This window comes from Acinetobacter sp. 3657 (assembly GCF_031456775.1).
Taxonomy (GTDB): domain Bacteria; phylum Pseudomonadota; class Gammaproteobacteria; order Pseudomonadales; family Moraxellaceae; genus Acinetobacter.
The window spans coordinates 120,205-132,820 of the sequence record NZ_JAVDVH010000007.1 but is presented as its reverse complement, the minus strand read 5'-3'; the positions used below and the strand labels follow the sequence as shown (position 1 = coordinate 132,820).

Here is a 12,616-nt window from a genome sequence, read left to right as displayed (position 1 = left end):
TGGTAAAAAAGCCCAAAAATATTGAGCTTTTTCGCATTTAGATAAATTTACTGCGGCTTTTGTGTGCCATTCATATATTTCAAAATCACACGTTTACGATATTGCAGCTTTCGATCATTGCGATTGTCTTGGTAATACTTGGGATTGGGTAATAACGCAGCAAGAAAAGCCGCTTGTTCACGCGTTAAGTTTTTTGAACTTTTACCATAATAATATTGAGCTGCGGCTTCTACGCCATAAATGTTCTGCCCGAATTCAACCGAGTTCATATACACTTCTAAAATGCGACGTTTGGACCACATCCGCTCCATCATCCATGTTGCGACGGCTTCTTGTCCCTTACGAATAAATGAGCGCTGGTTATACAAAAATAAGTTTTTCGCTAATTGTTGTGAAATAGTCGAACCACCAGCCACCACCTCACCCTTTTTATTATTTCGTTCTAAGGCATGTTGAATACCTGCCCAGTCAAAACCATGATGATGAATAAATTTGGCATCTTCCCCAGCTAGAACAGCATGTTTGAAGTTATCGCTAATCTGATCATAATCACGCCAGTCGTGTTGAATCGGTTTCAAGTCAGACCAATAGTCTAAACGCATAAACATGGTTGTGTTGACAGGCTGGGTTCGCCACCATACCAAACTGCTAAAAATCCAAAGCTGAATGAGCAAAATCACGCCGACGATCAGCATCACAACACGGGCTAAAAAGGCTTTCATTAAAGTGCATTACTCCTTCTGCATCAGTCTGCGTAATGTCAACAGACTTTGATTCATGCTAAGCTATTTTTTATTTCAATGACTCGCCAAGCATATGACTGAAACAACTCCACCACAAATCAATCAAAAATTACAGATGCAAACATGGTGGTTTACAGCGTTATTGATCGCCGTCAATGTCGGATTATTTAGTTGGCAAATTCTCACTGGTGTGAATATTACCGATCCTTCACCGGTTGATGCAATTGCTTGGGGTGCAGATTTCACACCTCTGACGTTCTTGGGTCAGCCCGAACGACTACTCAGCAGCATGTTTTTTCATTTTGGTATGATCCATTTGATGCTGAATATGTGGGCATTATACATTTTTGGTAGTATTGCCGAACAACTGTTTGGTCGGACTTATTATATTGCTCTGTATTTTCTAGCAGGGTTAATGGGCAGTGTGCTTTCCAGCTATCTGAGTATTTTAGATGCATACCAATTATTACAACACTTTGATGTAAAACTATTACCGAAAATCAGTGCAGGTGCATCAGGCGCAGTCATGGGCTTAGGTGCTGCACTGACGGTTATCTCGCTATTTCCAACTTTGCCACGACAACGGTTTTTGTTAGATAAAAAATCCTTACTCTTGATTATGGGTATCAACCTTGTATTTGGTTTTACTGTTTCAGGCATCAATAATGCTGCACACATTGGCGGCATGATCATGGGTGCATTGCTCGCGGGCGCTTGGTATTTTAGCCAAAAAACGGTGAAAACCAATTTTATCCAAATCGCAGCCATCATCATTGCAACGTTATTACTCGCGGGATTCTATTTTTACTGTACTCAATTAAGCACTGAACTTCATCCATTGTGGTATGAGATTTTGATGCAAAACAAACTGTAAACGCGCTACGCTCATCACATCGAGCTGTCACATTATAATATGTCAGCAACATTTGACTGACGGCCCATGACGAAGAATGTACTTACATCGGATAAGTACATCTATCAAATCAAAAGGGAGACAGATATGAGACCTCACATTTCCATTTTAACGCTTGGCGTGACTAACCTAGAACAATCTCTTATTTTTTACCGTGATGGGCTTGGACTTCAGACTGAAGGTATTGTTGGCCTAGAGTTTGAACATGGTGCTGTTGCATTCTTTGATCTTCAAAATGGGCTTAAGCTTGCAATCTTTGCTCAAGATGATCTTGCTATGGATGCTGGGTTAACAAAACACCCGATTAGTTCAACTGCCATGTCAATTGGACATAATGTCACTGATAAAAATGAAGTGGATGAGCTGATGCAAACTGCAAAAAAAGCAGGCGCTACCATCGTCAAAGAAGCCCAACATACTTTTTATGGGGGGTATGCTGGATACTTTCTAGATCCCAATGGGCATCTTTGGGAAATTGTTTGGAACCCGCATATAATGCCGCCAACCGACTAGTTCTGCCCCCTGATTTCTTTGTTTAATTTCTATTAGATTAAAATTACAGACTCTATCTAAAAGACTATACATTTACTTATCATTTTTTGACGCAGGATTTAGCTCTGAAATAGCATGAGTTCCTGCGTCAAAATTAGTCCGCTTTCTACGACTGATTCATTTCCCTCAAGCTCTGCAATGGTGGAATATCACATAAATAGCTGAGACGATAACGACCAATTAAGGTACAAATCAGCATCATACTTAAAGGTAAAATCAACCAGATTTCAGGATGCCATTGCACTGCCATTTGCATCTTGTGACTGGCAATCGCACTAATCACCTCAGCAAAAAGACATGCGACAATCCCTGCCAATAACCCAATAAAACCGATTTCCAAACTCAGCATCCGTTTTAATTTATTTTTGGCTATACCAAAGGAACGCAATAAAGCCACTTCTTTACGGCGCTCATCCATCAACACATTCAGACAGGCGATCAACACCAAGATGCCTGATAACCCGACCAGCATTGCCAGTACAGTCACGATCTGAACCAGCACGTTCATTAAACGTTTTACCTCATCCAGAATCCGCCCGACATCAATAAATACCGTATTGGAAAATTGTTGAATCAGTTGCACCATTTTTGCTTGATCTGCGGGTGGCACATAAAAGCTTCCCAAGTAACTGCCTGCATTTTCATCCATCGTTTCAGGAGAAAAAATAAAGAAGAAATTTGGACTAAAACTTTCCCATTCGACTGTGCGCAAGTTAATCACCGTGGCCTGTAACGTTCCCTCTGGCAGACTAAAACTGAGTTGATCACCGATATGAATATCAAGCTCATTGGCTAACTTTTCTTCCACCGAAACTTGAGCAACATGACTAAATTCTGTCGCCCCTTTTGTAATGACATTGTCAGTTGGGAAATGCGCTGATTGAGTCAAATTAAGTTCACGGCGTAAAGAGTTATTTTGCTGAATCAATTCAGGTGCAAATGCTTCACCATTCTTCGCAATCAAGCGACCTCGAATATTCGGATAGAGCGGCGTTGATTGCCACTGATTTTGTTCCAGTTGTTGCTTGAGCTCTGGCATATCAAAAGGAGGCAACCCATAGACAAACTGGTTAGGTGTTCCCTCTGGTAGCTGTTGCTGCCAACGTTCGAGTAAATCAGTTCGCAAAACACTCAGTACCGTAATCAAACTCAAACCTAAAGCCAAAGCCGTAATCTGTAATGCCGTTTGATGAGGAATGCGGACATAAGCTGATAATGGGTGTTTCAGTTGTTTAATCGCTTTTAGTAACAGCCAAATCACGGCATAGAGCACAGCACAAAGTACTAAAATCGCGCTCAACACCAACAAACTTAACTGGATGTTGTCACTCAATACCAAACTAAAAGCGACTAGACTGGCAACCCCAACAGCAAACATCGCAATATGAGATTTTCGCGAGCGCACTTGTTGGCGTATGACTCGAATCGGTGGTGTATTTAGTAACTCCCAAATACTCGGCAAGATAAAACCAATCAACACCATCACACTGGTAAAAATCGCAATCGGCAATGCCATGAGTAAATCACTCATTGCAAAGCTCAGTTGTAGCTGAGGAATCAACTGCAACATCAATTGCAATAACCCATAGCCCAAAGCGATGCCCATCAAGCTTCCAATCACAATTGACAAAAGACTGACAATACCAAGCAGTACCAAATAGGCTGCTAAGATTTGCCATTTGCTTGCGCCCAAACAACGCATCAAGGCGATATGATCTTGGTTTTGTTGTACATAACGTTGACTGGTCAAAGCAATCGCAATACCACAAAGTAGAATCGTCAATAAATTGGCGAGCTGTAGAAAAGTATCTAGATTTTCAATCGGTTTCATCAGTCGAGTATTGGATTGACTGGCATCGCGTAGTTTTAACGTTGTTTGTTCGGTATTTTCAATCTGTTGATCAACTGCCTGATCTAACGGCTGCTCATGACCAGTGTCTTGTTTAAATATCTGTTGAAAGGCATTCACTTGTTCAGGCAAACCTGCCATTAACAACCGATATTCAATACGGCTGCCAATTTGAACGGCATTGGTTTTTGCAATATCTGCACGATGAATAATCACCGTGGGCGAAAAACCTGAAAAACCAAGTTCTTGATTTGAATCATGCTCAATCACCCCTGTAACCGTAAACTCACCATCCGCAATGGCAACCTGATCACCTAGCTTGGCATGCAATAAATCCATTGCCCTTGGACTTAACCAGACTTGTCCGGGCTGAATGGATTTAGCTTGAGGTGAGATCTCTAGTTTCCCACGCAAGGGGAAGCCCTCATCCACGGCTTTGACATTGACCATCACAAACTGATCTTGGGTATGTGCCATTGATCCAAATATGGTCACAAAGGCCTGTTGCAAATTCAGTTTTTCCGCATGTTGCAGCCAGTTAGATTGAATCGGCTCCTGATCTGACAGGACTAGATCTGCACCGAGCATTTCCGCTGCTTGCAAGGTCACGGCATTTTGGACTTGAGTATTGCTAAATTTTAAAGCTGTGGTTGCGCTAATCGCGAGAGAGAGCGCAATAATTAATAGATACAATCCACCTGTACGAAAACTTTGTAGCAGTAGGGGTTTTACAATCGAATTCATACCCTTTCCTCAGCGCTCTCGTCTTCAGCTTTGATGATTTCTTGAATTTGACCATCCACAAGCCTGACATGCCGCTGACATAATGCAGCTAAATTTTGGTCATGCGTTACCAGCACTAAAGTCGTGCCAAGTTCTTTATTTAAATCAAATAAAAGTTGCTCAATCTCTTCTGCCGTTTGCCCATCCAGATTTCCTGTCGGTTCATCTGCGAAAATAATTTTGGGTTCGGCAATCAATGCACGGGCAATCGCCACGCGTTGTTGTTCACCACCAGACAAAACTTTGGGCGTTTGTTGTGCTTGACGAATCAAGCCCACACGCTCTAACCAAGCCAATGCTTTTTGTTCCGCATGTTTGAAATTAAAATCAGGTTGTAAACGCAATGGCAGCATGACATTTTCTAAAGCACTGAGCTGAGGCAAAAGTTGAAAAGACTGAAAAACAAAACCAATATTTTCTAATCGAACCTGCGCACGTTGCTCTTCAGTTAAAGCATGTACCGCTTGTTCACAGACCCACAACTCTCCCAAACTTGGTCGATCCAAAGTGGCTAAAATCCCCAAAAGCGTTGATTTTCCTGAACCTGATCGACCTGTAATCGCAATTTGCTCTCCCTGATAAATATCTAAATCAATCTCTTTTAAAATGGTTAGAGTTTGCTGATTAATTTGAATATTTTGTGTAACTTTTCGGGCAGAAATAATCGGTTGTGGCATGATGTTAGGTATCCTGTAGAACAAATTTTTAACGGTTATGCAAACACCTAAAGTGATCTTATCTATGTCTAAACTGCTTGCCACACTACTGATATGTTTACTACCAACACTGGTTTCGGCAAAGACGATTTTGATATTGGGTGATAGCCTGAGTGCAGGTTATGGTATTGATGCCAAACAAGGTTGGGTTCACTTATTACAACAACGTTTAGACCAACAGTATCCGAAACAGCACAAGGTGGTCAATGCAAGTGTCAGTGGAGAAACCACCAGTGGTGCGCTCGCAAGATTACCGAAACTACTACAGACCTATAAACCTGAAGTTGTAGTCATTGAGCTAGGTGGAAATGATGGATTACGTGGGCAACCACCACAAATGATTCAAAAGAATTTAGCTCAATTGGTACAACTCAGTCAGAAACAAAAAGCCACTGTTTTACTGTTTGGTATGAAAATACCACCAAATTATGGAACGGCATATAGCACCGCTTTTGAAAATAATTATAAAGTTGTAAGCCAGCAATATCGTATTAAGTTACTGCCCTTCTTTTTGGAAGGTGTCGCAGGTAATAAAAGTTTGATGCAAAATGATCAAGTTCACCCAAATGCCAAAGCACAATCGATTATGCTTAACTTGGCTTATCCGTATATTCGAGGGGCGCTGTAAAGCGTTGTGCCCCAAGTTTGATTAATCTATTTTTTTACTAAAATAAACAACGCTTTCCGTTTCTTGAAAACCCAATGCACGATGCATTGCATGACTAATGACATTGTCCAATGCCGCATCAGATGCAAACTCAGTACAAGAAAATTGTTTTGCCCACGCCTCAACCTGACGAACAAGTAAAGTTGCTACACCTAAGCGACGATATTCTGGAAGTACATAAATGCCTTCTAGAAATGCCACGGGAGAAGTCTCTGTCCCGTTTACATATTCATACCGAATAGATGCTTCTAGCATCGCAACCGCCTGATCATCCGAATAGGCTAATAATTGTAATGCATGCTTTTCAGCCAATAACTGATGCATCTCTTGCAAATGTGATTCTTCAAGATCATTCCAAAGCTTTATTCTTAGTTTTAACCAATCTTTGAGCGAAGCTTCTGATGCTGGTTTAATATTCATAACATAACCACCACTGCTTTGATGAACAGCGTGAAAAACGACCTAAATAGAAAAATGGCTAACTTGAAAGTTAGCCATTTATATTATTCTAAAAATCAAAGAACGTCACTTCACCCGTTTCAAGCGAATACTCGGCGCCAACAACGATCATCTTGCCTTTCTCAATTAAGCTTTCCAACACACTTGAACCATGACGTAACTGATTCACCGATGCGAAAACATTTGAACGAACAGCATGAGCAGATAATTTTTTCAAATCATCTTTTAATTCAGTTTGCATCAAAATTTCTACCGAAGGACGCACTCGATTGACGATTGACATCAAATTTGATGATGGCGGTTGATCTGGATTTTTTAAAGTATCAATTGTTGCTTGGATCGCACCACAATGACTATGCCCTAAAACAACAACCACTGCACAATCATATCGTTCAGCAGCAAACTCAACACTGCCGACTTGTGACGGTGCAACGATATTGCCTGCTACACGTATCACGAATAAATCACCTAAGCCCTGGTCAAACACCATTTCAGCAGGCACACGCGAATCTGAACAACCTAGAATGATTGCAAAGGGATTTTGTTCACTTGCCATTTCGGCGCGCTCTTGGTGAGAGAGAAATTTCTGTTGGGTTGCTTCCCCTTTCACAAAACGAGCATTACCAGCTTTTAAACGTTCTAGAGTTTCTTTGGCAGTGAGCATGTGTACAATCCATCTATGATTAACATGAGCAAAGAGTTTAATCTGCGCAAGTTTGAAAGTCACTGACCAAAATAGAAACTCATCGAACAAAGGACACTCCTTTGATCATAAAAATGACGCATAAATGATGATTTCATTGGCAAGAATTTCCATACATCTGTAGATTATGCAAATGACTCCCCGAGTAACATCCTCAATAATCAATTGATTTAAGAATAGATCAAGGACTGAGTAAAGATGAATACCCTATTTTCGGTGCCATTGCGTAAGACATTCATTGCTGCATTACTGGCTTGCAGCCTATCAGCAGTTGCAATAAGCACAACACAAGCTGCTGAAATTGAGATGAGTTTTCAAAATTTATTACAACAAGAACGAGCATGGGCTGGCCTACAAAGCAAAACATTAAAAGTAGGCGATATCACATGGTCTTATAGCGAAGGCGGTCAAGCAGGGAAACCAATCATCGTTTTAATTCATGGTTTAGCCGGCAGTCGAGACAATTGGAATCGAGTCGCACAAGCGTTAACCGCAAATTATCACGTCATTATTCCAGATCTACCTGCCAGTGGGGAAACCCAAGTTCCAAAAGAATTTGATTATTCAGTTCCCAATGTCACCGAAAAATTACGCCGCTTTATCGAAGCAGCTAACCTCACAGGTCCAGCACATATCGCAGGTCACTCATTGGGTGGCTCCGTTGCCATGCTCTATGCAGGCCAATATTCATTTGAGACCAAGAGCTTATTCTTAATCAATGCCGCTGGTGTGTATCGCACGGCAACAACACCGTATTTAAAAGATCCAAATCAAATTAGAAATATGGTGGTGAGCAAAAAAGGTGATTTTAACTTCCTCATGCAACAAGCCATGTATGCTCCGCCTTTTATTCCAAAAGAAATTGCACAAGCCCAAGAGCGGATGATGATTGGACAAGTCGAGCAAACCAAGAAAATGATGGAACAGGTAATCGCGCTAAATAAATTGTACACGCCTGATTCATTTGCTTTGTTGACTAGAGCGATTGACGCACCTACCCTAATTTTGTGGGGAAAACAGGATAAAATCATCAATGTAGAGGTTGCTTCTGAACTCAAATCCCTGTTGAAAAATGCTCAAACACCTGTGATTCTGGATAAAGTTGGTCACATGCCAATCTTAGAAGCAGATCAATTGGTGGTTCAACAATATTTGCCATTCTTGAGCAAGATTCAGGCAGCTAAACCTGCAACTGCCCCGTCGCCATAAGTTTAAACAAGTGATTTGAAATTTTATGTCTAAACATCCAATGATAGAACAACTGATCGATGCGCAACTTGATTTCCTTGATCAGGAGTTTGCACAAACAGAAACCATTCAACATGAGTTTAAACAGTTCTATCATTGGTTACGTTTACAGCAATTACAACAGATTTGGTCATTTCCACAGATTTTTGAACTGCTTGAAAAACAAATTTTAGCAACACCCGCAAGTTCATTTTTAGTTGAGCAAATTGCTGAGCACATCCGTTTCGCTTTGATTCATCCGCTGAATGAGCAAACCACAATTGAAGATGTCATCCCCGTTTTAACCATCGATTCGATTGCACAATACGTTGCCAGTAAAAGTGGTCATCGCCAACGTCTGATTAGAACCATAGTCAACAACCCTGCTTTTTCTGCGCTGATTACGCAACTGATCCAACATTCGATTCAAGACTATTTAGATAATTCAGTGATGTCTAAACGTGTTCCTGGTGTTGGACATTTTATGAAAATGGGCAAGTCGGTTTTGGAAACGGTGACTGACTCTAATCTCAATGAAACCATTGGCCACTATTTGCAGAAGAATATTTTAAAAATTAGCCAAATGAGTGAGAAGGTTTTAAATCAACATTTTAATGATGACAAGCTCTATCACTTCCAAGCCAATCTTTGGCATAAAATTAAAGTCATGCCTTTATCGGTATTGCGGAACTATGTCGAAGTACAGGATTTACCTAAAACGGTCGGCATGGGACATAATATTTGGGGGCATATTCGTCAAACAGATTATTTAAAACAACAAGTCCATGATGGTGTTTATGCATGGTATGCCCGAAACCAAGAACGGACTTTTGATCTGTTATTACGTGATCTTAATATTGATGAAAATTTGATTGAAAATGAATTAAGCAACTTACTAGCGCCCATCTTAGGACAAGTCATTCAAACGGGTTATCTAAGACAACGTGCTCGCACTTATTTAGAAAAGTTTTATTATTCAGAACATGTGACTGAAATATTCAAAAAACAAGGCGCTTAATGCGCCTTGTTTGCGCTATATCGAACTTAGAAGCTATACGTCACGCCAAGATTGTAACGACGACCATCGAGCACATAATTATAGGTCTCTGTATCAATCTCTTTATCAAACAGATTGTAAACACCCGCCGCAAAGGCGATATTTTGTGTTGGTTTATAGTTCAATCCGACATCAACCATCGTATAAGCAGGTTTACCCTTTGCCATCTCGGTGCGACTTAAATAATCAGAGGTTTTGCTGCGGTAGTTGACTCGCCCCCAACTTGAGAACTGATCATTAATCTCCCAATCTGCGGTGGTATTGAACATATGTTTTGGCATTTCATTTAGCGGTTTGCCTTTATTTATACCGCTTTTTTGTTCTGTATCAGTAAAGGTATAATTGGCACGTAAGTTCACATTTGGCAAAACTTTCCAACCAAAAGTCATTTCAGCACCACGCATATTGGCTTTATCCACATTTTCACGCAGACTTACAAAATCGAACTTCTCGCCCAACCAATCACAGCCACGTGACCCAGCATCTCCCTGACAGGTTCTTACTTCAGTAATTTTATCTTTAAATTCGCTGTTAAAAATTGTTAAACCTGCATTTAGATTTTCGAGATTGTCCCAGTTAAATGAAACTTCATAGTTCACACTTTTCTCAGGTTTTAAGTCAGGATTTCCGACAATAACGCCATTGCTTTGGCCTCCACCTGTAGCTTGTCCCCATTCTGCAACAGTTGCACGAAGTGCTGGTGTTTTATAGCCCGTCGATATGCCACCCTTAATCACCCAATTGTCATTTAAGCCCCAGACTCCATACACTTTTGGACTCCAATGATCACCAAATTTTTCGTCTTTATCTAAACGAAGTGAGCTGGTCAAAGTAAAATCATCAACAATATTCCATGCATTTTCAGCAAATAATGCCCAGCTATAACGATCAAGATGTGAAATAGGTTTTGCACCACCCACACTCAATTGGTTACCTTGATCATCTAATTCTTCTTTTAAATACATACCACCAAAACTAAGGCTATGACGATCAAAATTAATTTTATTGATTGTATTAAATGTGGTGTTGGTCGCTTCCATATTGCGTGATGGATTATCATTTTCTTCACGCTGAATATAGGAATTTGTTTCTACAGCACCAATTTGACCGCGATGCGTTAAGCTATATTCTGTACGATAATAATTGGTGAGTGAATCTGTAGGATACTCACCACGTTTATTTGGTTTGTTTTCTATTGTTCTACCCACAGTTGCGTTACGCGCTTGAATAGAGCGTTGATATTCCAAGTCAATGGTGTGATCATCATTCGGTGTTAAGCTAAATACCGCACCGCCTGCGCGCATTTTTTGTTTCTTATAACCACCATAGATATCATCTTCATCACGTTGGGAAAATAAACCATTGGCTTTAAATGATAAAAGATTGGCAATCAACGGCCCTGAAATATATGCATTTGACTGATATAAGTTACCTGAGTTTGAGTTCTCTTGTAGTGTGGTATCAAGTTTGATTGATCCCGTCCATTCCGTGGCATTTTTTTTGGTAATGATGTTAATTACCCCCCCCATTGCATCTGAACCATACAATCCAGACATCGGACCACGAATCACTTCAATGCGTTCGATTGCACCAATATTCGGTAACCAACCTTGTTCAATCCCTGAGTTATCGCTATTTGGTCGAACTGAACGGGTATTTATTTTTTTCCCATCGACCATAATCACCGTATAAGCACTGCCCATACCACGAATACTAATATCGCTTGAGCTACCACCGCCAGTTACAACAACGCCTGGCACATCTTTTAGTGCATCTGTCACATCACGATATGCTTTCTTATTGATTTCTTCTTGTGTGAGAACGGAAATTGACGCTGCAGCCTTTTTAATATCTTGTTCAAATCCACTTGCAGTAACGACAATAGTACTCAGTTGAGTTGCATTATTATTACTATATTTTTCATTTTTATTGTTCGTTTTTATTTCGGCTTCATTTGCTGAAGCATTCCCAACTGAGCACATCCCTATTAGAACAGATATAGATAGCAATGAGAGAGCTGACTGTTTAGACATATAAATTCCAATAAAATAACATATGATTTAAAAGTGGATATTTCACGTATCATGGTAACAATATTGGATATAATTGTAAACAGTAGTGATAATTACTATCATTAATAAAATTAAATTTGATAAAAAAATAGTCTCGTTTAAGAGACTATTTGGGTCTTACTTTTAGCGTTTAATTACTTAAAATAAGCACCTTCTGCTTGCGTATGATCGGTCTGGTCAACCACACGTTTTAATTCAGGGATATGCTGTTGTAAAGTCGTTTCAACGCCCTGTTTCAAGGTCACATCAATCGCTGAACAGCCTTGACAACCACCACCAAATTTCAATACCGCAGTAAGGCCGTGTTCTGGGTCATCTTTGACTTCAACCAAACTACAATTACCGCCATGCCCTTCCAATCCTGGGTTAATCTCAGATTGCAAGATATAGGTAATACGTTCTTCGATAGATGCATCAGGCCCCACACGCGGAACTTTTGAGTTCGGTGCACGGAAAGTCAATTGACCACCAAAACGATCTTTGTTGTAGTCAATCACCGCATCGACTAAATACGGAATTGATGGTGCATCTACATAAGCAGGAAAATCTGGATAATCCTGTTTATAATCGGTCGGTGCAACCTCATCAGGCGCACTGTAAGCCATACAGCACTCAGCACGTGGCGTACCCGGATGCTCTACAAAAACACGAACGCCAATTCCTGGAGTATTTTGCTTTTCTAATAAATCGCTCAAATACTCTTGTGCAGAGGGAGTAATTAAAAGGTTTGGAATTTGTTCTGCTGCGGCAGTGTTGGTGTTCTCAGTCGACATAACATTAATCCTCAAGCTGATGTCGTTATATTAACCGAAGATGGAGGGTAATTAAAAAAAATCAACCATTTTTGTAGGAATTCTATGCAAGATCATTGTTAA

Annotated in this window: 12 protein-coding genes; 5 read left to right on the top strand and 7 right to left on the bottom strand. The window is 40.3% G+C overall.

Annotation, left to right across the window (positions count from 1 at the left end; genetic code table 11):
- Positions 1-47 precede the first annotated feature (47 nt).
- Positions 48-722, bottom strand: coding sequence for a monofunctional biosynthetic peptidoglycan transglycosylase (gene mtgA / locus J2Y37_RS10015; RefSeq protein ID WP_349032709.1), 675 nt, complete (start codon positions 720-722; stop codon positions 48-50).
- Between the two features lie 94 nt (positions 723-816).
- Between mtgA and J2Y37_RS10010 the strand changes: the two genes are divergently transcribed.
- Positions 817-1,617, top strand: coding sequence for a rhomboid family intramembrane serine protease (locus J2Y37_RS10010; protein WP_005197861.1), 801 nt, complete (start codon positions 817-819; stop codon positions 1,615-1,617).
- Positions 1,618-1,743: 126 nt separating this feature from the next.
- Entirely contained in the window at positions 1,744-2,169 is a 426-nt protein-coding gene (locus J2Y37_RS10005) for a VOC family protein (RefSeq protein WP_241322765.1), read from the top strand.
- A gap of 145 nt (positions 2,170-2,314) precedes the next feature.
- On the opposite strand, the gene J2Y37_RS10000 is transcribed toward J2Y37_RS10005, so the two are convergent.
- Together J2Y37_RS10000 and J2Y37_RS09995 are read right to left on the bottom strand one after the other, a co-directional pair.
- A complete protein-coding gene (locus J2Y37_RS10000; protein WP_349032708.1) occupies positions 2,315-4,801 on the bottom strand; it encodes an FtsX-like permease family protein in 2,487 nt (828 codons plus the stop codon).
- A complete protein-coding gene (locus J2Y37_RS09995) occupies positions 4,798-5,517 on the bottom strand; it encodes an ABC transporter ATP-binding protein (RefSeq protein ID WP_241322767.1) in 720 nt (239 codons plus the stop codon). Before J2Y37_RS09995 ends, J2Y37_RS10000 begins: the two co-directional genes overlap by 4 nt.
- A 64-nt stretch (positions 5,518-5,581) precedes the next feature.
- On the opposite strand from J2Y37_RS09995, the gene J2Y37_RS09990 reads away from it, so the two are divergent.
- Complete coding sequence (locus J2Y37_RS09990; RefSeq protein WP_349032707.1) at positions 5,582-6,184, top strand: arylesterase; 603 nt, start codon at positions 5,582-5,584, stop codon at positions 6,182-6,184.
- A gap of 21 nt (positions 6,185-6,205) precedes the next feature.
- On the opposite strand, the gene aac(6')-I is transcribed toward J2Y37_RS09990, so the two are convergent.
- Positions 6,206-6,643 carry an AAC(6')-Ighjkrstuvwx family aminoglycoside N-acetyltransferase gene (aac(6')-I, locus tag J2Y37_RS09985; RefSeq protein ID WP_349032706.1) on the bottom strand — a complete coding sequence of 146 codons (438 nt, stop codon included), beginning with the start codon at positions 6,641-6,643 and terminating at the stop codon, positions 6,206-6,208.
- An 88-nt stretch (positions 6,644-6,731) separates the two neighbouring features.
- Entirely contained in the window at positions 6,732-7,346 is a 615-nt protein-coding gene (locus J2Y37_RS09980) for a carbonic anhydrase (RefSeq protein ID WP_349032705.1), read from the bottom strand.
- A 237-nt stretch (positions 7,347-7,583) separates the two neighbouring features.
- On the opposite strand from J2Y37_RS09980, the gene J2Y37_RS09975 reads away from it, so the two are divergent.
- Positions 7,584-8,594: an alpha/beta hydrolase gene (locus J2Y37_RS09975; protein ID WP_349032704.1), complete on the top strand. Its 1,011-nt coding sequence runs from the start codon at positions 7,584-7,586 to the stop codon at positions 8,592-8,594.
- 25 nt (positions 8,595-8,619) lie between these two features.
- Positions 8,620-9,630, top strand: a complete 1,011-nt coding sequence (locus J2Y37_RS09970; protein WP_349032703.1) for a hypothetical protein — start codon at positions 8,620-8,622, stop codon at positions 9,628-9,630.
- Between the two features lie 26 nt (positions 9,631-9,656).
- Here the strand turns inward: J2Y37_RS09970 and J2Y37_RS09965 are convergent, their stop codons facing one another.
- Together J2Y37_RS09965 and nfuA are read right to left on the bottom strand one after the other, a co-directional pair.
- Positions 9,657-11,702: a ligand-gated channel protein gene (locus J2Y37_RS09965; RefSeq protein ID WP_349032702.1), complete on the bottom strand. Its 2,046-nt coding sequence runs from the start codon at positions 11,700-11,702 to the stop codon at positions 9,657-9,659.
- Between the two features lie 173 nt (positions 11,703-11,875).
- On the bottom strand, positions 11,876-12,514 hold the full coding sequence (gene nfuA, locus J2Y37_RS09960) for a Fe-S biogenesis protein NfuA (RefSeq protein ID WP_004670351.1): 639 nt from the start codon (positions 12,512-12,514) through the stop codon (positions 11,876-11,878).
- Positions 12,515-12,616 lie beyond the last annotated feature (102 nt).

Excerpts from the sequence above, each read along its gene's own strand:
- mtgA (WP_349032709.1), bottom strand. The coding sequence starts at position 722 with ATGAAAGCCTTTTTAGCCCGTGTTGTGATGCTGATCGTCGGCGTGATT.
- J2Y37_RS10010 (WP_005197861.1), top strand. The coding sequence starts at position 817 with ATGACTGAAACAACTCCACCACAAATCAATCAAAAATTACAGATGCAA.
- J2Y37_RS10005 (WP_241322765.1), top strand. The coding sequence starts at position 1,744 with ATGAGACCTCACATTTCCATTTTAACGCTTGGCGTGACTAACCTAGAA.
- J2Y37_RS10000 (WP_349032708.1), bottom strand. The coding sequence starts at position 4,801 with ATGAATTCGATTGTAAAACCCCTACTGCTACAAAGTTTTCGTACAGGT.
- J2Y37_RS09995 (WP_241322767.1), bottom strand. The coding sequence starts at position 5,517 with ATGCCACAACCGATTATTTCTGCCCGAAAAGTTACACAAAATATTCAA.
- J2Y37_RS09990 (WP_349032707.1), top strand. The coding sequence starts at position 5,582 with ATGTCTAAACTGCTTGCCACACTACTGATATGTTTACTACCAACACTG.
- J2Y37_RS09980 (WP_349032705.1), bottom strand. The coding sequence starts at position 7,346 with ATGCTCACTGCCAAAGAAACTCTAGAACGTTTAAAAGCTGGTAATGCT.
- J2Y37_RS09975 (WP_349032704.1), top strand. The coding sequence starts at position 7,584 with ATGAATACCCTATTTTCGGTGCCATTGCGTAAGACATTCATTGCTGCA.
- J2Y37_RS09970 (WP_349032703.1), top strand. The coding sequence starts at position 8,620 with ATGTCTAAACATCCAATGATAGAACAACTGATCGATGCGCAACTTGAT.
- J2Y37_RS09965 (WP_349032702.1), bottom strand. The coding sequence starts at position 11,702 with ATGTCTAAACAGTCAGCTCTCTCATTGCTATCTATATCTGTTCTAATA.
- nfuA (WP_004670351.1), bottom strand. The coding sequence starts at position 12,514 with ATGTCGACTGAGAACACCAACACTGCCGCAGCAGAACAAATTCCAAAC.